Annotated in this window: 16 protein-coding genes; 4 read left to right on the forward strand and 12 right to left on the reverse strand. The window is 50.1% G+C overall.

Annotated features, from left to right (window positions below):
- Window positions 1–331: 331 nt before the first annotated feature.
- The 3 genes from I0P70_RS02465 to I0P70_RS02475 form a co-directional block, all read right to left on the reverse strand.
- On the reverse strand, window positions 332–1618 hold the full coding sequence (locus I0P70_RS02465) for a citrate synthase (RefSeq protein WP_007658151.1): 1287 nt from the start codon (window positions 1616–1618) through the stop codon (window positions 332–334).
- A gap of 205 nt (window positions 1619–1823) precedes the next feature.
- Window positions 1824–2144 (reverse strand): hypothetical protein, encoded by a 321-nt coding sequence (locus I0P70_RS02470; protein WP_196114625.1) that lies wholly within the window; start codon window positions 2142–2144, stop codon window positions 1824–1826.
- Between the two features lie 57 nt (window positions 2145–2201).
- Entirely contained in the window at window positions 2202–2663 is a 462-nt protein-coding gene (locus I0P70_RS02475; RefSeq protein ID WP_196114626.1) for a hypothetical protein, read from the reverse strand.
- Window positions 2664–3183: 520 nt separating this feature from the next.
- Between I0P70_RS02475 and I0P70_RS02480 the strand changes: the two genes are divergently transcribed.
- The 3 genes from I0P70_RS02480 to I0P70_RS02490 all read left to right on the forward strand — a co-directional run bounded on the left by I0P70_RS02480 (window position 3184) and on the right by I0P70_RS02490 (window position 8178).
- Window positions 3184–5112 carry a PrkA family serine protein kinase gene (locus I0P70_RS02480; protein ID WP_196114627.1) on the forward strand — a complete coding sequence of 643 codons (1929 nt, stop codon included), beginning with the start codon at window positions 3184–3186 and terminating at the stop codon, window positions 5110–5112.
- 9 nt (window positions 5113–5121) lie between these two features.
- The gene (locus tag I0P70_RS02485; RefSeq protein ID WP_196114628.1) at window positions 5122–6387 is read left to right on the forward strand and encodes a YeaH/YhbH family protein; all 1266 of its coding nucleotides are present in this window, start codon (window positions 5122–5124) and stop codon (window positions 6385–6387) included.
- A 276-nt stretch (window positions 6388–6663) separates the two neighbouring features.
- Window positions 6664–8178 (forward strand): SpoVR family protein, encoded by a 1515-nt coding sequence (locus I0P70_RS02490; RefSeq protein WP_196114629.1) that lies wholly within the window; start codon window positions 6664–6666, stop codon window positions 8176–8178.
- A gap of 8 nt (window positions 8179–8186) precedes the next feature.
- On the opposite strand, the gene I0P70_RS02495 is transcribed toward I0P70_RS02490, so the two are convergent.
- Complete coding sequence (locus I0P70_RS02495) at window positions 8187–9428, reverse strand: cysteine desulfurase-like protein (protein ID WP_196114630.1); 1242 nt, start codon at window positions 9426–9428, stop codon at window positions 8187–8189.
- Between the two features lie 35 nt (window positions 9429–9463).
- Complete coding sequence (locus I0P70_RS02500) at window positions 9464–9931, reverse strand: MaoC family dehydratase (protein ID WP_196114631.1); 468 nt, start codon at window positions 9929–9931, stop codon at window positions 9464–9466.
- A 933-nt stretch (window positions 9932–10864) separates the two neighbouring features.
- Here I0P70_RS02500 and I0P70_RS02505 point away from each other — a divergent pair.
- Window positions 10865–11761: an aldo/keto reductase gene (locus I0P70_RS02505; protein ID WP_196114632.1), complete on the forward strand. Its 897-nt coding sequence runs from the start codon at window positions 10865–10867 to the stop codon at window positions 11759–11761.
- A 4-nt stretch (window positions 11762–11765) separates the two neighbouring features.
- Here I0P70_RS02505 and I0P70_RS02510 read toward each other — a convergent pair whose 3' ends face one another.
- The 7 genes from I0P70_RS02510 to I0P70_RS02540 all read right to left on the reverse strand — a co-directional run bounded on the left by I0P70_RS02510 (window position 11766) and on the right by I0P70_RS02540 (window position 20987).
- A complete protein-coding gene (locus I0P70_RS02510; protein WP_230391951.1) occupies window positions 11766–12482 on the reverse strand; it encodes a hypothetical protein in 717 nt (238 codons plus the stop codon).
- Window positions 12483–12485: 3 nt separating this feature from the next.
- Window positions 12486–13619, reverse strand: a complete 1134-nt coding sequence (locus tag I0P70_RS02515) for a YncE family protein (protein ID WP_196114633.1) — start codon at window positions 13617–13619, stop codon at window positions 12486–12488.
- 87 nt (window positions 13620–13706) lie between these two features.
- Entirely contained in the window at window positions 13707–14294 is a 588-nt protein-coding gene (locus I0P70_RS02520) for a hypothetical protein (RefSeq protein WP_196114634.1), read from the reverse strand.
- Between the two features lie 376 nt (window positions 14295–14670).
- Entirely contained in the window at window positions 14671–14994 is a 324-nt protein-coding gene (locus I0P70_RS02525) for a hypothetical protein (RefSeq protein ID WP_230391952.1), read from the reverse strand.
- A gap of 99 nt (window positions 14995–15093) precedes the next feature.
- Complete coding sequence (locus tag I0P70_RS02530) at window positions 15094–17322, reverse strand: FUSC family membrane protein (protein WP_196114635.1); 2229 nt, start codon at window positions 17320–17322, stop codon at window positions 15094–15096.
- A 68-nt stretch (window positions 17323–17390) separates the two neighbouring features.
- Window positions 17391–17789, reverse strand: a complete 399-nt coding sequence (locus I0P70_RS02535) for an NUDIX domain-containing protein (RefSeq protein WP_196114636.1) — start codon at window positions 17787–17789, stop codon at window positions 17391–17393.
- A 33-nt stretch (window positions 17790–17822) separates the two neighbouring features.
- Window positions 17823–20987, reverse strand: a complete 3165-nt coding sequence (locus I0P70_RS02540) for a DEAD/DEAH box helicase (RefSeq protein ID WP_196114637.1) — start codon at window positions 20985–20987, stop codon at window positions 17823–17825.
- Between the last annotated feature and the right edge of the window lie 78 nt (window positions 20988–21065).

Raw genomic sequence — 21065 nt, forward strand, 5'->3', positions numbered from 1 at the left:
TTTTCGGCGCTCCACTGTTTGAGCGTTCAGCGAGTTTGGAGCGTCTTGATTTTTTTGCTTACTTTTTTCATCAAGGAAAAAAGTAAGGCCCGCCCAGCCAGGGCATAAGGTGCCCGCCGCACAGGCGAAGCTATGAAACAAATCAGGTTGCTATACCTGCAACAGCCACTGCTATACCTATACCTATACCTATACTTGGGCCAGAGGCCCCACCATAGTAGACACGAGTGTCGACGCTCGCGCCATAATCGCTTAACTAGCACAAGCCATAAAACAAAACGGCCCGTTACTTTGATGTAACGGGCCGTTCTCTTATTGTATCACTACGAAATTATCTATTCTCGATATCTACATAGTTACGCTCTGTTTCACCAGTGTAGATCTGACGCGGACGGCCAATCGGCTCTTTCTGCTCGCGCATCTCTTTCCACTGTGCGATCCAACCTGGCAGACGGCCCAGGGCGAACATCACCGTAAACATGTCGGTTGGGATACCAAGCGCACGGTAGATAATGCCTGAGTAGAAGTCTACGTTAGGGTACAGCTTACGCTCTACGAAATACGGATCGTTCAGGGCAGCTTCTTCCAGTTCCATCGCAATGGTCAGGATCGGGTCATTGATGCCAAGGGCAGTCAATACTTCGTCAGCCGCTTTCTTGATGATGCGGGCACGTGGGTCGAAGTTTTTGTACACACGGTGACCGAAGCCCATCAGACGGAAAGGATCGTCTTTGTCTTTAGCTTTCGCAATGTATTTTTTCGAGTCGCCTCCGTCAGCCTTAATGGCTTCGAGCATCTCAATTACAGCTTGGTTGGCACCACCGTGCAGCGGACCCCACAGGGCACTGATACCGGCAGATACAGAAGAGTACAAGCTTGCATTAGCTGAACCTACCAGACGCACAGTAGATGTAGAGCAGTTCTGCTCATGGTCAGCATGTAGGATAAGCAGCTTGTTGATCGCATCCACTACCACAGGGTTGATTTCGTAATCTTCCGTAGGGAAGGCGAACATCATGTGCAGGAAGTTAGAGCAGTAGTCCAGCTTGTTCTTAGGGTAGTTCACCGGATGACCTACAGAATTTTTGTAAGACCATGCAGCTATTGTAGAAATCTTAGCCATCAAACGGATGATAGAAAGATCCATCTCCTCTTTTGTCTGGTTCGGGTTAAGTGACTCCGGATAAAAAGCTGTCAGGGAGCTGATCATAGCAGACAGGATGCCCATCGGGTGCGCTGCAGACGGGAAGCCGTCTAGTATTTTGCGCATGTCCTCGTTCACGAGGGTGTGCATCTTGATCTTGCCGCTGAAATCATCGAGTTCCTGCTTTGTTGGCAGGGCACCGTAGATCAGCAGGTAAGCCACTTCAATGAAGTTTGACTTCTCAGCCAGTTGCTCAATCGGATAACCTCTGTAGTGCAGAATGCCCTGCTCTCCATCAAGGAAAGTGATCGCACTCTTGGTAGCACCTGTATTTTTATAACCTGAGTCCAGGGTGATGTAGCCTGACTCCGAGCGCAAAGCAGCTATATCAATTGCTTTCTCATTCTCAGTACCAGTTACAACCGGGAACTTGTAGGACTTCCCCTCTAAAATTATTTCAGCGTGTTCTGACATGCCTGTATTTTTTATGTGTCCGTGAATAGTCTCTTATCGAAGCGAAATTATGTAAAAATGTAATTAAAATGAAATGGAATAACGGGATATATGGTAAATTAACAATGTTTTAACCCGCAGACCATACTAACCATTGTATAAACGACAATCCGGTAAAAAGTTTGGCTCATTTGTACGTTATCTTATATATCTTCCGCCATTTTCATTACCAGGGACTGGAATTGTCTTCCTCCTCAGATGATCCGCCAAAACCGTAGCGCGGTGTATAGGGAGTGCCCCGGCCTTCCAGGTGGTTTTGCATATCGAGGTGCAGCTTGATGCGGTCCAGTCTTATAAACTCCGCCCACAGTTCCTGGTCACTTTCTGACATCCGGTCGATCAGGTCTCCCAACTGCAGACCACCTTCCGCTTTCTGAAGTTCCCGGATGTAAGGGTCAGAGTCAACCATGCCCTGTATTTTTATTCTGAAATAGGTATTCAGTTCTATATACCTCGCTTCATCCCAGCTTTCCATTTCCTGCTTCATGATCGCCCTCTTTTTTGGTTTATACTCATTCCTGTGCCATATGGCTGCATGCACTTCCTAAAAGCCGTCCAGTCCCCCATCCGGATCCGGGTCATCAGGCTGTACACCGGGCGGGTTGAACAGGCCCCAACGGTCCACGGCATAGTTCCAGGCGTCAAAGGTTTTCACCCATTCTATAAATAGCAGGCGGTACTCCTCCAGCGCTTCTTTGATTAGGTGCAGATAGTGAATGTGTTCAAAGCCAAACATGGTCAGCGTGTTGCAGTGGTTCTGCAGGTCGCGGGCTGCTTTACGGATCAGGGTAGCGCATTCCATCCGGATATCATACAGGTCAGTACCCTCAGCGCCTGCCACTTTTACGCTCAGCATAGCGGCATCCTCCAGCATAAAAGCTTTACTGCTGGCTAGGCGGCGGTCATCTTCAGGTATAAGGTCACTGATTTTTTGTGTCAGGTCATAGATCTCGCGTCCCTTCTGGAAAAGCGGCATCTGGCGTGGGTTCAGGTGTTCTTCGTGCATAGGTGTTGTATTGTTCTGCCATGCCTGGCCTGCAACAACAGGTATAGGGATAGACAAATTTGTACAAAATACGTATAGATGTGAAGTTATAAAATATTACCGATTTTGAATTTAAAATGAAAGTGTGCTGTTCTGCAAATAAAGAGGGGCCGCACCTAACCGCAAGGAGGTAAAATTCTTCGTATAACATAACATAGGGCACAGGGGACAGCCCATTTTGTCGCCAAGCCACTCTTCCCCTGTTCCGGGCAACGGAAAGCAGCGCCCTGCTTCATGCGTACGTGTACGCATTTCCTGCCCGCATACCTGTGCATAAGCACATAGCCTCATAATATCAAAGGCCTGGCCGATGCGCGGGTACCGGATATACAAACAAGCAAAGTGGCATTCTTTTAAGGGATGCAGACCATAACATACTCAAATGATGACACATTCAGCTGACAGGCAGTAAACGGGCTCTTCTTTTCGGTGCCACTGCTTATTGCTCTCAGGTATAAATGATTCTCTAAAAATACGCCCTATGAATATTTTAGAAAAGATCAAGACCAATTACAGTGCCTCCATGAACGAGATGACAGTAGCTGCCTATCTTGAGGAGTGCCGGAAAGACCCCAAAATGTACGCCAAGCCCGCTGAGCGTATTCTCGATGCCATCGGGGAGCCCGAGATGCTCGATACGCGTCAGGACCCTAAACTGAGCCGCATCTTCTCCAACAAAAAAATCAAGATCTACCCCGCCTTCCGCGATTTCTACGGGATGGAAAGCACCATCGAGCAGATCGTGTCGTACTTCCGCCACTCAGCGCAGGGCTTGGAGGAAAAGAAGCAGATCTTATACCTGATGGGTCCGGTTGGGGGCGGTAAAAGCTCCCTGGCTGAAAAGCTGAAGCACCTCATGCAACAGCACCCCATCTACGTGCTCAAAGCCGGTGAGCAGATCAGCCCGGTATTTGAGAGTCCGCTGGGGCTGTTTGCCGACTATGCCGAAGAGTTGGAAGAGGAGTATGGTATACCTGCCCGCTACATTCCGGGCTGCATGAGTCCCTGGGCCTCCAAGCGACTGCGGGAGTTCGACGGCGACATCAATCGCTTTAAAGTAGTTCGGCTGTTTCCTTCCATACAGGAGCAGATTGCTATTTCTAAAACGGAGCCAGGCGACGAAAACAACCAGGATATCTCAACATTGGTAGGTAAAGTGGACATCCGGAAACTGGCGGAGTACCAGCAAAGCGACCCGGATGCTTATTCTTATACCGGTGGACTTTGCCTTGCCAACCAGGGTTTGCTGGAATTTGTGGAGATGTTCAAAGCGCCGATCAAGGTGCTGAACCCGCTGCTCACGGCTACCCAGGAGAAGAACTACAAAGGCACCGAACCCATCGGCGCTATACCTTTCGACGGCATCATTCTGGCGCACTCCAACGAGTCAGAGTGGGCCAAATTCCTCAACGATAAAAAGAACGAAGCCTTCCTCGACCGCATTTACAAAGTGCAGGTTCCTTACTGCCTGCGCGTGAGCGAAGAGATCAAGATCTACGAAAAGCTGATCCGTGAAAGTTCTCTGAAGGAAGCGCCATGCGCACCAAAGACGATCGAGCTACTGGCTGAGTTTTCTGTGATGTCGCGCCTGAAGGAGCCGGAGAACTCCAGCATCTACTCCAAGATGCGGGTTTACAACGGCGAGACACTGCGCGAAACTGACCCGAATGCCAAGTCCATACAGGAGTACCGCGACGATGCCGGCATCAACGAAGGTATGCAGGGTATATCGACCCGATTTGCGTTCAAGATCCTGTCCAAGGTGTTCAACTTCGACAGCGAAGAGATTGCTGCCAACCCGGTGCACTTACTCTATGTGTTGGAGCAGGAGGTGATCAAGATGATGCTGCCGCCGGAGACAGAGAGCAAGTATTTACACCTTATCAAATCGGTACTGGCCAGCAAGTATGCCGAGTTTATATCTGACGAAATCCAGAAGGCCTACATCGAATCCTACAGCTCCTATGGGCAGAACATTTTCGAGAAGTATGTGGTGTACGCTGATCACTGGATGCAGAATAACGACTATCGCGATCCGGACTCAGGCGAGATCTTCGACCGTAGCATTCTGAACGATGAACTGGAGAAAATTGAGAAGCCCGCAGGTATAGCCAACCCGAAAGACTTCCGCTCTGAGGTAACGAACTTCTTTTTGCGTCACAAAGCCAACCACGGCGGTAAGAGCCCACGTTGGGATTCTTATGAGAAGATCAAGAATGTGATCGAGAAGAAGATATTCACCAACACCGAAGACCTGCTGCCGGTGGTATCCTTCAATGTCAAGACAAACGAGGAAGACGAGAAGAAGCACCGCGACTTCACCCGTCGCATGCGCGACCGCGGCTACACCGACAAGCAGATCCGCATCCTGGTAGACTGGTTCATGCGCGTGCGCAAGACAATGGCATAGGAGGGAAGCATGAGCCACATCATCGACAGACGGAAGAATGACAAGGGGAAGTCTACTGGCAACCGGCAGAAGTTTCTGAAGCGGGTGGAGAGCCAGATCAAGAAGGCTATACCTGACATCATCTCGCAGGAGAGCATCAAGGACAGCAGTACCGGCGGTAGTGTGAAGGTGCCTGTGCGCGGACTCGAGGAGCCGACTTTCCACCATGATCCCAAAACCGGTAAAAAGCAGACCGTGCGGCCCGGCAACGATAAGTATAGGGAAGGCGACCGCGTGCCCAAACCCAAGGGGGGAGGAGCCGGCTCGGGCAGTGGACGGGGCAAGGGCTCTAACAGTCCGGAGGTGACCGAGGACGAGTTTACCGTGGTGTTATCACGGGAGGAGTTTCTGAAGTACTTTTTTGATGACCTGGCGCTGCCCAACATGGTGAAGAAACTGATGGACAGCACCGAGAATTTTGAGATGCGACGAGCCGGTTATACCCGCGACAGCGTTCCTTCGCGCCTCAACATCAAGTCCAGCTACCAACAGTCGCTTGGGCGTCGACTGGCCCTTAAGGGCGTACTGGACAAGAAGTTGGCGCTGCTGGAGGAGCAGCTGTCGCTGGCGACCGACCCCGCAGAGAAGGCCGCCCTTGCTGAAGAGGTTGAGAAGGTACGGCGACAGGCCAATACCTTGCCTTTTTTCGAGGACATCGACCTGCGCTATAACAATTTTGAGCGGGTGCCTATACCTGTTACTTCAGCTGTGATGTTCTGCATCATGGACGTGTCGGCTTCGATGGGTCAGCATGAAAAGGACATTGCCAAGCGCTTTTTCACCTTGCTCTATATCTTCCTCACTCGGCAGTACAAGAACGTGGAGCTGGTCTTTATCCGGCACCATACCGAGGCCAAGGAGGTGAACGAAGATGAGTTTTTCAACTCGCGGGAGAGTGGGGGAACCGTGGTGGCTCCATCTCTTAAACTGATGGAGCAGATTATGCGCACGCGCTACGACGACAGTTGGAATGTGTACTGCTGCCAGGCCTCTGACGGGGATGTGTGGTCGAAGCAGGATGCCACCGAGTGTAAGCGACTTTTGCTCGAGGATATTCTGCCTTCCATCCAGTACATGGCCTACATCGAGATCAGCAACAATCCGCGCGAGAGTGACCTATGGCAAGCCTACAGCCGCATCAGCGATGATGACTCTTTCTCGATCCGGCAGGTATACGAACCCTTCGAGATCTGGCCTGTTTTCCAGGGGTTATTCCGAAAGCGGAGTGCCGTCTGAATCAGGATTTACAGGATTAAAGGATTTACAGGATTCAGATTGCACGAAATTAACTTTTAAGGACTTTTAGGGTTTCTGTGTCATTTCGAATGCAATGAGAAATCTGAAATACTGCGAATCTCAAAAATTGAACCTACTCTCCAACGCGCTTTTGCACTGCAAATCCGAAAGAGTAGATATTTTGAATTTAAATAGTCGAGTGAATTTTCTCTCCAGAAATCCTGAAAATCCTAAAATCCTGTAAATTCTTGGGGAAGGGGCCCTATAAAAAGATCCATGACAGAAAAAGAGAAATACCGGGCGATGTTTTGTGATCCGAACTGGGATTATGAAACGCTGCAGGCGGCCGATGAGGTGATCAGCCGGATAGGGAAGGAGTACCTCAAGCTGAAGACCTACCCGAATCAGATTGAGGTGGTGACCTCGGAGCAGATGCTCGATGCCTATGCGCTCACGGGATTGCCTACCTCTTACCCGCACTGGAAGTTTGGCAAGGACTTCGTGCTGAACCAGAACAACTATACCAAGGGCCGCATGGGGCTTTCGTACGAGCTGGTGATTAACTCCAACCCCTGCATCAGCTACAACATGGAGAACAACTCCACCTGCATGATGCTGCTCGTGATTGCCCATGCCTGCCAGGGCCACAATGCTTTTTTCGCGAACAACTACATGTTCCTCGACTGGACCTCAGCCGACTCTATCGTAGACTACATGGCCTTTGCGCGGGAGTATATCCTGAAGTGTGAGGAAGAGTATGGAGAGGAGGAAGTGGAGCGAGTACTCGATGCAGCACATGCGCTGATGAACTATGGCGTAGACAAGTATAAGAAGCCTACTAAACTATCGGCGCTGGAGGAGAACGAGCGCCTGAAGAAACTCACTGCCATCCGACACGAAAACTACAACGAGCTCTGGCGTACCTTGCCCCAGGGAACTGATGAACCAGATTTACTCACTTCAGAAGAAGGCCGCTTTCCGAAAGAACCCGAAGAGAATATCCTGTACTTTATAGAGAAGTATGCCCCCGCCATGCCACAATGGAAGCGTGAGATCGTGCGCATTGTCCGCAAAGTGTCGCAGTACTTCTACCCGCAGGGAGCTACCAAGGTCATGAACGAGGGCTTTGCCACCTTCGTGCACTACCACATCATCAACAAGATGTTCGAAGAGGGCTATCTCAACGATGGTTTCATGTTGGAGTTCATCAAAAGCCACAGCAGTGTGCTCTTTCAGCCGGAGTACAACAGCAAGTTTTATTCTGGGCTCAATCCCTATACCCTGGGCTTCAACATTTTCATGGACATCAAACGCATCTGCCAGGAGCCGACCGAAGAGGATCAGGCCTGGTTCCCCGACCTGATCGGCAAGGACTGGCTGGAGCAGGTGCTGTATGTGATGGAGAATTTCCGGGATGATAGTTTTATTCTGCAATACCTCTCCCCGAAGGTGATCCGCGACATGAAGCTCTTTACGATCATCGACAACGAAGGAGAGTCGGAGTTCCAGATCGGGGCCATCCACAACGAACGCGGCTACCGTCGGGTGCGGGAGCAGCTTGCCTCACAGTACGACCGCTCCAGCTACATCCCCAACATCCAGGTTACCCGCGTAGATCGCCACCAGACCAGCAAGCTATACCTGACGCACTACATGCAGAAGGATCGCAAGCTCGAGACCAAGAGCGCCCGTCAGACAATGGCGCATCTGCGCTACCTGTGGGGCTTTCCGGTGGAGCTGCACTCCAAGAATAAGCTGGGGATTAATGAGAGCTCTTTCGAAGTGAAGTAAGGGTAAATTTATCTCTTCACTTTCGTTTGAATAAACTCCTGCAAGCCCTGCTCAAACAGCGCCACTTCCTCCATGGTATTATAAGGTGCCAGCCCGATGCGCACCCAACCGCCCATTGGATTTACACCGAGTTTTTCGGCCATAGTCGAGGCGTAAAAATGGCCATCGGCGATGCACATGTTGTAGTGCTCGGCAAACCAGCTGGTTACTTCGCGGGCTTTTATGCCGGGGATTGTGAAAGCAAAAGTTGGGGTTTTGTATATACCTGCTGCTGCACGGTACAACTTCAGTTCCGGTGTCTGGCGCAGAAAACCGTCAAGCCGAGCAGTCAACCCCTGCTCGTGCTCCTCAACGCGCTGCATACCTGATGCAATTCGCGCTCGTCGGCTATCTCCTTCGCCCAATTGCTCTATAAATGTAATGGCACCGATCAGACCTGCAATCGCTTCGTGGTTTTGCGTGCCCGTCTCGAGCTTGTCTGGTATCTGCTGTGGGGCAGGGGCCAGCTTGTATACCTGCAGTTTCTCAAACAGCGAAGCAGCGATCACAGCAATGCCGATGTGCGGACCGAAAAACTTGTAGGCAGAACAAAACAGGATGTCGCAGCCCAGTTCCTGAAAGTCGATGGGCAGGTGCGGCGCGGCATGCACGGCATCAACCACCACGATCGCATTTACTTCCTTTGCTCTGGCAATCACCCGCCTTACATTCGTCACAGTACCCGTCACGTTCGACGACATGCCCACTGCCACCAGTTTTGTCTTCTCGGTGATCAGCTCTTCCAGCTTATCCAGATTCAGGGTATAGATATCCTGATTCAGTTCTATAAACCGAACTGTAGCGCCTTTGTCCTTGGCCAGCGTCACCCAGGGATCTACGTTGGCGCGGTGGTCCATCTCAGTCACGACCACTTCGTCATCGGAAGAGATAAAACTGCCCAGACTACGGGCGACGCTGAAAGCCAGGGTCGTCATGTTCTGCCCGAAAGCCACTTCCTCGGGAGCGCAGTGCAGCAAATCCGCTACCGCTTTACGACCTTCCAGCAGCAGGTTGTCGGTGCTCACACTGGTCGGGAAGGCACCGTGCAGGTTGGCCATACCACCCGTGATATAGGCCATCATGCCATCAATGGACTGCTGCGCCATCTGGGTGCCGCCAGGGCCGTCGAAATAGATGAACGGTTTTTTACCACCTGCTTCCTGTAAGGCTGGGAAGGCTGCGCGGAGCTTTTCTACTGCGAACTGACTCATAAGCTGTTTGTCTGGATGGCCTGCTGAAAGGCCGGTTAGTCGTTAAAATGATACAGGAACGTCACGATCCCATTATAAGCCGGTTTACGGCTGTTCTCGATTTCGAGGGTAACTTCGATCTGTGTTTTGGCGATGCCGCGCAGGTTTTTAACCGAAAGCATTTTGGCGCGCAGGCGTACCCGGCTGTTTACGGCTACTGCCTGGTTGAAGCGCAGACTTTCGATCTCGTAGTTTACCTGCATCTTCACATTCCCGATTTTTACGATCTGGCCCCACAGGTATGGCAGCAGCGACACCGTGAGGTAACCGTGCGCGATGGTTGATCTGAATGGCGTTTCGATGGTCGCGCGGTTCTCGTCGAGGTGGATCCACTGGTGATCGAGGGTCGCATCAGCAAAGTTTTTGATCTGCTCCTGCGTGATGGTGTGGTAATCGGATACGCCCAGTTCCTTGCCCTGGTATGATTCCAGTTCTTCGAGGCTGTTGATCGTGATTTGGCTCATGTTAGGTTTCGTGTTTGTGTTGGAGGTATAAACTTACGTTTTATTCTGGAAAATTAGTTGTTTCCTATGTTTAAGAATGTGGTGGTAGTGGTGTATTGTGTAAGTGTTGTCTGTAGTGAGGGCTTCTATTTGGTATAAGGTATAATCGGTTTTTAGGTATAGCTGGTGTCTTGTTGCATAGGGTGCCTTGGCCGGGTGGGATGCTTTTTCGCCTGTGCGGCGGGCAGGGTATGCCCTGGCCGGGCGGGCCTTACTTTTTGTCTTGACACAAAAAGTAAGCAAAAAGGTCAAGACTCCCCAAACTCGCTGAACGCTCGAACAGTGGGGAGTCATTTTGCGCACCTGGCACTGTGGTCTTTTTCATTGCCAGCGTGCGAGTTAGTCTTGCTATACCTGCCAGTGTTACGTGACAGATGCTACAAGACTTATACCTTTGAATTGTCAGTAGCAGAAGCCCCCCGCCTGGGGGTAGGGGCCCTCTTAAAGGATAAGGAGGGGCAGGGGTGGTTGGACTCGGTATAGCAATAGAACCACTTTATGTACGATACTTATACCTTCGAACTGGCAGTTACTCAAGTCCCCCTTCGAAGGGGGCAGGGGGATGTCAATCATTCCCAATCCCCCTCTGGGTGTAGTGCTTTTCATTCTGCTTTTTTGTCATCCCGTAGGGATCTTGGTGAAGAGGTCTCCCGCCCCCGCCAGTAGCAGCGGCTTATTACCCATACAACCAAGTTTCTTAACAGAATGACAGTGATACTGGGACAAGTTTTTGTGGAATGAAACGACCTTACTCTCAAGAGGGGCTGGGGGAGATGTAGTTCTCTCTTTTGTCGCGCCCTGTCCGAATCATGCACAACGTTACTATTTAACCAGAGCTCAACCTTCTCCCCCAAAGCACGCTATAGCAGATAAACCATGCATAACCCGACTACCATGAACTACAATCTACTCGGAAAATCTGACCTTCGCATCAGTGAGATCGCCTTTGGATGCATGTCGCTGGGCAGCGACCATACTGCCAATGCAAAACTCCTGCACCGGGCATTGGAGCAGGGGATAAACTTCTTCGATACGGCTGATCTCTATGACAAGGGAACAAACGAGGAAACAGTGGGGAAGGCTTTTGCAGGTATGCGAGAGCGGGTGATCATCGCGACGAAAGTCGGTAACCAGTGGCGACCGGATGGGAGTGGCTGGGACTGGAATCCAACAAAGAGCTACATCCTGCAGGCGGTGGAAGAAAGCCTCCGACGTTTGCAGACTGACTACATTGACCTGTACCAACTGCATGGCGGCACCATCGACGATCCGATTGACCAGACCATCGAGGCCTTTGAACTGCTCAAGCAACAGGGCAAGATCCGGCACTATGGCATTTCCTCTATCCGGCCCAATGTGATACGGGAGTATGTGAAGCGCTCCAATATTGCCAGCGTGATGCTGCAGTACAGTTTGCTCGACCGCAGACCCGAGGAAGAAGTGCTGGACCTGCTGCAGTCGCAAGGTATAGGGGTGCTGGCTCGTGGCAGTCTGGCGCAGGGGTTGCTGGCCGGAAAACCCGCCAAGCCTTACCTCGGCTATACCCTGGAGGAGGTGCAGCAGGCAGCTGAGGCGATACAGTCCGTGGCTGGCTCAGAACGCCCGGCAGCTGAAGTGGCGGTGCGCTATACCTTGCACCAACCGGCTGTCAGTGCGGCGGTGCTGGGAATCCGTACATACGAGCAGCTCGACGAGGCACTGCAGACCGGGAAGGTTGCATCCTTAACGACTGAAGAGATCAAGGCACTGCAGCAAACCCTGCAGGCTAATAGGTATGAGCAGCACCGTTGAGCGTCTACCGACTGATCGGAAAAGAAACGGATAGGTTTAGGCGAATACCGTTCCAGCTAGGTTCCAATTTATCGTTGTCACTGTTGCGCACCAGGTATTGGTCCGGTTCGCCAGGTACATGGAATGCACGGCTGCCACTGGCTAGGTAACCGAATGTCAGACGGGCAGGAATGGTCAGGATTGGGTACTGTAACCCAATAAAAGGTTTTAAACCAACGCCTTTGGAGCTAAAGGTGTCGCTGCTGGAATCGGATTCATTGTAAAGGCGACCGTAGGTTTCGATTCTGAGCCTGCTGATAAAAGCACTGGCTTCTATACCCGCCACAAAGCTTAACTGGCTGTTGAGGATGGGTTCGTGGGTATACAGCATGGCGCCCAGTGCCGTGTAGTTTACGGGGGTGTCGTAGCGAAGCTCACCGGAGTAATCCTCGTAGGCCACACGGCCACCTGTAGAACTACGCTCCACAAACAGGCCAACCCGGGTCTGCTCGTCCAGATCCATTACCGCATTAAGCCCCAACTGAAAGTATGGCCCGAAACTATCGGTGGCTTTCGCATTTACGTTCGATCGTGAGATCAGTGTCTGCTGGAACTCTTTCATCGATTTCATCCGGAAGGTGCCCAGCCCCAGCCTTGGCTCCAGGTATATCTTTTTCTGTGCTGCTACAGATCCTGCGGCCAGCAGGAGCACGGCCAACAGTGTTATTTTAAGTTTTCGCATGGCTTATAGGGAGATGTAGCGGTCAGGTGAAAATATTCTTTCCTTGAAAACAAAGGCCCCGGTATTTTTGGCGAGCTTCAGCTTCCGGACAAGCTGCCCGTTTGCGATGTTGTAGACATAGAATATATTGCCGTTATAGCCAAACAGGTTGCCCGATTCAGGATCTATCTCAGTTTCAAAAAGCTCCGTTTCCGTTTGCAGTGATTTCTCCAGTGCGTCAGTGGCAATAGAATAGAAGTAAATACCCTGCCCCCGCTTCACATAATACCAGGGATTGCTGGGGTGAAACGCCAGCGTGGTAACCTCCTGAGACGGTACAGACTGCAGCTGCCAGCTACCGTCGTTCTGCTCTTTGTATAATTCAGAGCTGATCCGCAATGCTTTGCCGTTGGCGCTGATAGTGACCTGACGCGGGAACACATTTGAGCTTTTTCGCTGCAGAATTTTTTTCTGCTCCATGTCAAAAACAAATACCGAGTCGCGGTAACTCCAGGTATTGTTACTGGCAATGACTAACCTGTTGCTGTTGCTTACGCCCTGCAGACTTATCGACCTGTGGCCATCCCCGGGGAGCACTTGCCCAAACGGGAAAGTTTCCAGTGTCTGGAGATTGGCAGGATTCAGCTTATGAATATTTTGATTGATGATCGCATAAACATGACGACCGTCTTCTGACGCTACATGGGTGTTGTACATAAAGCCATTGTACTGGATCTCCCGCTGGTGCTGTACCTGCAGTGTGGTGGCATCTATCGCTTTCAGCACATAGTTACTCAAAGCATAAATTCTGTTTACCTGCGGTCTCCGGAGCATCCCATGTAGTGCAAACGGCCCCCAGGAAGTACCATAGCCTTCAACCGTCACCTCCGAATACATCTCCCGCTCATACACATTAGGATAATAATTGAGTGGGTAGGCGACCAGCTTCAGGTTAAAATCGTTCCCAAAACCGGGGTTCGGGAAGGTGACAACGGTATCTGTCCTTTCGGCACTTTGGTAATAGAGGCCTTCGGGCGCCTGCAGCACGTACTCTTTAAAGTTTTTGTAAAACGGTGTAGCGCTGAAAGTTACGATCAGGTCTTTGGCCTCGTTAAAAGAACTGCTCAGGATTTGTGCAATCGGATAATGATAGCGCATGACAGGGCCAGCTGCTCCATTATAGAAACCATCTGTGAAAGTGCTAACATAATAGCGAACTGGCCCGCCCACGTATACATCGTCTGTCTAGGAGGTGGAGGTGATTTCCTGGAACGTGGCTACCCGTTCGTGTCCGCCTTCGCCGAGCACCCTGTATAGCTCATACCTATGGAAGCCCGGCCTTTTGTACTGCTGCCATTCCACTCTGAGCTGGCCTTTTACTGGCACTATGCTGGTGATGGCAACAGGCGATGGACCAGCGTTGTCGATCAGGATGACCCAGGTGCGATTAATCTCGAGCAGCTCGGCACCGTGTTTATCTGCCAGACTACCGGTACCGGAGTTGCTTACGGCCGAGAACTTCAAGGTATGATAGCCATCACGATACTGGGCTGACCGAAACAGCACACTTCCGGGATTGTTTCCTTCCGCTATTACCTGATTCCCGAGCTTGAGCTGAAAGCCATGATAAACCCTGCCGGGCAGCGACACACTGAAGTGCAGATTTTTGTTTCCACGGATCAGGATGGTGTCCTGGTGCTCGTGCAGCGTAATGTCCGCAACCACCTCCGGATTTGGATTTAAATCTTCATAGTGACTCCCCGAAGGGCTGTAGTCGCAGGCAAGAAAAAGGCACGGGATGATCCCGAGCAGTAGGCGTAAAAGTTGCTTCATAGGCTGGTAAGTACTAAAAATGGGCTGTTATCAGAAAGTCGCAAATATACAGGTTGTCTGACACTTACAGGTATAAAATCACATAATAATATACCTGATGTTAAGATTGATGAAGTGCATAGAATGACTCCCGTACCCGGAACAAAACAAAAAAAGCAGCAACCGCTGGGGCTGCTGCTTTTCCAAAATTCGTATGCTATACCTGCCGGCTGGGGCAGGGCATTTACGCTAATCGTAGCTTTTCTTTTTCTTTTCAAGTTTAGCCGCCTGCTTTTCCTTTGGAGTTTTGGCTGGCTTTTTCTTTACGTCCTTTTTTGCGTCTTGTGACTTTGCCATAGGTATAAGGTTAAGGTATAGCTAAAGGTACGTTATTTTTCTATTCGAAGTGCACCTCCAGCTCATCTTCTGCCAGACCAAAGGCAATGCCCCGCATCAGGATCTGGGCGTTGGGGTGGGAGAGGTCCTGCAGGTCCTGTTCTATCTCCCGGATGCTGACGCCCGCTGTATCACCTCCAAAAATGCGGATGCGCAGCGTCTGGACTACAAAATCGTCTTCTTCGCTTTCATCCCCGGCATCCGCCTGCAGCTGCAGTTCCATTTCCTGCAAACGCCCGATCAGGGTGTCGCGATCTATTTCCTGGTCCAGGAACTGGCCGAACAACTGCCGGGCCATAGGAGAGTAGTGAGGTTGGTGGGACATAGGAGTATGTTGTGCTAAGCGTAATTAAACGCAAGATAAGGGAAATGTATCTGAAATGCCGCAGCTATCTGCAGCGGTGCAGCAGCTAGCCCATGCTGATCAGGCCAGTTCCGATACTGCTTTTTTCAGATTTCCGGAGATGGTATGCAGCCACTTCAACTGATCCGAGATCAGGCGGGCCTCCTTCAGGTTCTTCAGAAAACCAGGGGCGATGGGCTTGTACGTGGCTCCTGCCAGTTCGCGGGTACGGATGGCTACCAACTCGTTATACCTGCCTTCCAGGTGATCGTAGGCCTCCACCAACTCTTCCCGGGCCACCGTTTCGGCCTGTGGTGTCTCCTCCTGCAGGGTTTGCAGGGCCTGTGCCAGGTTGGCGTCTATCGATTTGATGATCAGGTGCAGGTCTTCCGAGGCGGCCTCTGTCTTATTGTCCCGGATAAAGGTGCCCAGCGCAGCCGCAGCCGCCAGAAAGGTATGGTTCAGGCCGACGATCTCGTAAATCTCCATCAGTTGCTGCTGCGTGGACTTCGGCTCCTGGCTCATCCGCTGGAAAGCCGCGTTCAGGTTGCCCATCTGCAGAAAGGCTTCTTTTCGGGCGAGTTTGTAGTCCGTGGTATTCTGCGATGTGTGCTGGCTATACCTATCTATCTCGGCCAGGTAGCTGCGGTTGGCGTGAAGGGCCTTCACAATGTTGCCTTTAATGCTCAGCGACTCCCACGAAGGCCACAGAAAAGAAATAGCCCCCAGGGCAATGGCTGCTCCGGTCAGGGTATCGATCACCCGGAACTGGATCGCGTCGAAGGCATCCGGCGTGATGAGGGCATAGATAAAGATGACGCCGGTGGTCACAAAAATAGAGGAGGTGCGGTAGTTGCGCTGGATAAAAGCGAAGGAAAGGATCAGCGACACCAGGGCCAGCACGCCATACAGGTATACGTTCTGCACCAGGAGCACTACCAGTCCCGCAATCACGGCACCCAGCAAGGTACCGTACAGCCTGTGTTTCGACCGCTCCTTGGTCAGGGTATAGCCGGGCCGCATGATCACCACGATCGTGAGCAGAATCCAGTAAGCATTCTGTATCGGGAAGATGATGCCCAGCACGTAGCCCAATAACATCGCAAAAGTCAACCTGCCGGCATGTTTAAAAATGGGCGACTCCGGTGAGAAGCTATCCCGCAGGATCCGTACATCGTAATCCTGCTGGGTGATAAACTGCCGGCTCTCCCTGCTTTGCAAACCAATACTCTGCTGCTCTTCCAGGTTCAGGTATACCCGCTCGATGGAGGTGATTTTCTGCAGCAGCTTTTCCTCGTAATCCAGCAAATTGTGTAGCAAAAGCGCACCTTCGCGGGCCTGGGGCAGTTTCAGTTCTTCCACGTACTGCCGGATGCTGTCGTTACATTTCTGCAGCAGGGGCTCCAGGTCTTTTTCCGCTGAAAGGGCATGTCCCTGCTCCATACTGTCAGCCAGATCGTCCAGCTTGGCCGACAGCTCAAAGACCAGCTTGATGAAAGGCAGCAGCACCCTGACGGACTGCCCGAACAGTGCCCGGGCACGTTCATAATTGGCCGGGTTGGCAAGCGATAATTCCAGGATGTCGATCAACTCGATAAAGATCAGAAGCTGCTTGCGGCTGTAGTTGGAAGTGCCGGAGCTTTGCCTTTCGTGCAGGAGCACTTCGCGCAGGGCCTCGTGCGTCTCGTTCAGCTTCACCTGCAGGTTGTAGAGTTCTTTCTGGAGCGCCTCCTGTTCCGGGCTTTCCGTTGTGAGTTTCCCGCGCAAATGGATGTAGCGGGCCGTCTGGCGCAAACAGTTGATCAGGAGCGTCTCAGCTTGGCGTCTTTGCAGCAGCGAATGGAAAACAAGCGAAAGCAGCAGCGCCCACAAGCCCCCAGCCCCCAGCAGCAGGCCGTGTATAAAAATATCGGCTCCTGTGTGTGCGTGTATAAAGCTCAGCACGATGGCCATCAGTCCGGCAAAAGATACCAGCGAAGCCCGGAAGCCATACACAGAAATAAAGGAGATGCCGAACACCAGCACAGCCAGTACCGGCAGTAATAGATATAGACTGCCCGATGCCAGGCCAATGGCGATACTGGCCAGCATGGCGATGGCAGCCGATACGAGGATGCCGATGGTTTTATGCTGTCTGCTACCCGGCACATCACTCCCCGAAGCCAGCACCACACCCATCGCGACGCTCAGAAAGTAAGGCACCTGCCCGAGCCATAGCCCCAGCGAAACAGGCACAGCGGCACCAAAGGTGATCACCAGCGCTTTTACAAAGTCGGTACTCCTGAAAAATTGTCTCAGCTCCTGCAGCATACCGCAAATGTACGGGAAGTGTGGGAGGGAAGCTGTGTGTGGAGGGAAGTTTTAGAAACTGGTATAGCTTACCGGATAAGCTTCCGTTCTTTCAGCCAGTCGAAGATGATCTGGTCGACGGGTGATACGGCCTCTCTGTCCTGATAGGTTAGCCACACTACTTCTTCAATTTCACTGGCCGCGGCGATGGTGCCGGTGTAGGAGCCGGTATAGCAGGTCATTTGCACCTGCACCCCATCCGGATGGCTGTCGGCCTGCGCCTGAAATACACCTAGGAATCGGGTACTGTCCTCGATCAGGGAAATACTGAGCTCTTCGTTTATCTCCCTCGATAAAGCTTCAAAATCACTTTCTCCCAATTCCCGCTTTCCACCTGGAAAATAGTATTTGGTTCTGCCCTTGCTGCGGGTGCTCAGTATTTTACCGTCCTGGATTTCGATCCAGGCTAGTTTGTCGATCAGCTTCAAGACTATGATATTATTAAGTTTGGTTTAGAAAAATTACCCCACAGCCATTTTAGCTACGCCCTTCCATAAGAAGGCAGGCATTGGTTCTTGTAACTCCCAATTTATACTCATAGGTTTTGAGCCTTTATGAGAGATATAATCTACAGAGCCTAAGAAGTAATATGGACTTGTAAATCCATGATTATCTTTCTTCTCTTCACGCACAAAAAGCAGCAAGTTTTTATTGATTTCTCTGTGTTTGATGTAGGATATACCTATAGAGCTTTCAGGGGCTGTTTTGTTCTGAGACTGCCAGTGGAATATCTTTTCGCTAATTGCATAATCTTCATACTGTGTGCTAGGAGAGAAGTCTTTGTCTGATTTGTTTAAGGTAACGAGTAGTAACTCTGTATTTAGTTTGGGAATATTGATAACTCCTTCTTGAGAAGGAAATGGTCTTTCGGGAGTTGTTTTACCGAAGGCACACAAAATTTCATCTCTCGAATAGCGCGCATGTACTTCCAGCGCTAAGGGGAATTCTAAATCAACCGCCTTAGTAGTATGCTCAATTCGGCTTTGCAAATGTGAGATGATCTCGTGCAGTTCTTCCTTGAGCACCGGATACTTTGCTAGTTCCTTCAGTCCCTGTTGTATACTTGTAAAGCCATATTCCCTGATGCCTTTTTGCCAGATGTCATAATAGAACATCAGCGCAAACTGTTCATCTAATGTATTCGTGCAGGCATAATTAAAATCATGCGCCATAAGTTTTGCGATGAAGGCAAGATAAGAGGGAGAGTCGATTTGAACTATTCGCTTCAGGCCCTTTGCTATCTGGGCATGTAAGCCCTTAGCTTCATATATTACAAGCCCTGCATCCTGCTTCAATTCAGACCAGGTACTGGTACTGTATATGGTGCGGATATCTAATTGATGAAACTGCAGGAAGTTTGTAAGCGTCAGTTGCTGATGAGCAATATGTTGAAAATTAGTTACCTCTCTTCGGAGTCTACGGAGGTTGAAAACGGCATTCTTGATATTTTCGAGTATATACTCTTTCGCTTGTTTCTCCATGCGGATGTTACAACCAGCGGGGAGATGGGGGAAGTTGTTTTCAATTTCTTTCTGAATACTAAATCTGGACTTGCCAGCGAGTGCTCTAAACTTATCGGAGAAGTTATAGTTAACATGTGCCTGGCTTACAAAATCGAGTACAGTCAGGCATTCCTTGCCTTCAGAAATTCTAAGTCCGCGGCCAAGTTGCTGCAGAAATATTGTTAAACTCTCGGTAGGGCGCAGGAACAGGACGGTATCAATCTCAGGGATGTCTACTCCTTCGTTGAATATGTCGACCACGAAAACAAAGTTGACTTCGCCCTTTATCAGCCGTTGCCTGATGGTCGTTCGTTCGGTGTCATTGCCATTGCCGCTAACTAAAGAAACAGCTTTGTAGCCAGCCGCATTAAAGGCATCGCTCATGAACTGGGCATGCGCCTTTGAGGTACAGAACCCCAGCGTTTTCGATTCGAAAGGATCTGTCAAGTAGTGCTCTACTGATTCTATAATCAAAGCCGCTCTTTGCCTGGTAGATAGTATCGCTGTCAGATCAGTAGTATTATACCTTCCGGCTTCCCACTTAACGTTCTTCAGGTTAACACTTTTTTCATCAGAGATACAGAAGTACTGGAATGGGCTGAGCAGTTTTAAGGTAAGCGCATCTGCTAATCTTATCTCAGCCGATATTTTGTTATTGAAATCTGGCAGCAGACTTTTGCCGTCCATTCGCTCCGGAGTGGCTGTAAGTCCGAGCAGAATTTTTGGCTCGAACAGCTCAAAGATGCTACGGTATGTATCGGCTTGGCTGTGGTGTGCTTCGTCTATGACTATATAATCATAATAATCTTTCGAGAACCTTTCCTGAAAGAGCTCTTTCTGTGAATTAAAAGTTTGAATGGAAACAAAGAGGTGCTTTAAATCCCCATCCTGAGGGGTGTAGTTCCCTACCCAGAGCTGTCCAAAATCATTGAACCCTGATCCGAGCACTGCTCTGAAAGAGGCAATAGCCTGCTCCAAAATCTCCTTTCGGTGCGCTATAAAAAGCAGGTTGGCTTTGCCCTTCTTCGACAGGAAAAATCGTTGGTAATCGAAGGCGGAAATAATGGTTTTACCCGTGCCTGTGGCTGCTACCACAAGATTTCGGGAGTTGTTGTACAACTCCCGTTCTACCTGCAGTTTTTCCAGCACTTCCTTCTGAAATGGGAAGGGGTTAATTTTAAAATAGTCCGTTAGGGAAACTACATTTTCACGTTGTTTTTCTTGCTGTATGGCTTCTTTAAATTTAGCTATACCACCGATGGTTAGATCCTCAAAATCGATGCTGTTCCAGTAATGATCGAAAGTGGCTTTCGCCTTTTCTATGATGTGAGGATTCTCCTGGCTGGTTACGCGCAAATTCCACTCCAGGCCTTTTGTTAAAGCCGATTTAGATAAGTTGGATGAACCAATAAACGCAGTATTGAAATTGGTATTTCTTTCAAAGATGTATGCTTTGGCGTGCAGTCGCTCGATCTTGGTCTGGTATGAGATCTTGATGTGCGTATTTGGAAGCTTTGATAAAAAATCCAACGCTCTTGCCTCTGTAGCACCCATATAAGAAGTTGTGATAATCCGAAGCTCGGCACCTTCACGGGCTGTAAATTCTCTCAGGGCACGTTCAAAAATTCGCAGGCCAGACCATCTGATAAAGGAGACGATCCAATAGATTTTGTCCGCCGATACTATGTCGCGTTCGATTTCCGTATCAATTGAAATATCCGAGTTACTTCCTGTAAATAGACTGCTAACGGATAAGCCAGTTTGAGGAATTTTCCGGTTCAGATCATCCTGTAGTTGTTTGTCCGTTTTACCAATCTTAGACAAAACAGCTGTCAGAATTTGGCCTTCATAGTAAATTAGACTATCGCTAGCCTCTAGGTTTAGCCTTTCATCCACAAATTGAATGATCTCATTGCAGAATTTAACCTGTTGCTGAATGTTCTCTTTCTTAAGCTCTCTTAAAGCTAATTGAAGCAGATTTATCAGATAGTCAGAAAGAATACTGGCAGCTTCCTCTTTATCAATCTGGGCTTGCGCTATGAAGAACTTGTCTGAAGGAATACTATTGATCTTGTCTTTCAGCGAAGCTGTGATTAACTGTTCATAGATTCCTTCTTTGAGCATGAAGTAGTGATATGGCTGACTAAATTAAGAAGAATTTTTTAACTCGTTTAGCCTTTAAATACATGTTCCCGATGCCAA

It is taken from the genome of Pontibacter sp. FD36, assembly GCF_015686655.1.
GTDB lineage: Bacteria > Bacteroidota > Bacteroidia > Cytophagales > Hymenobacteraceae > Pontibacter.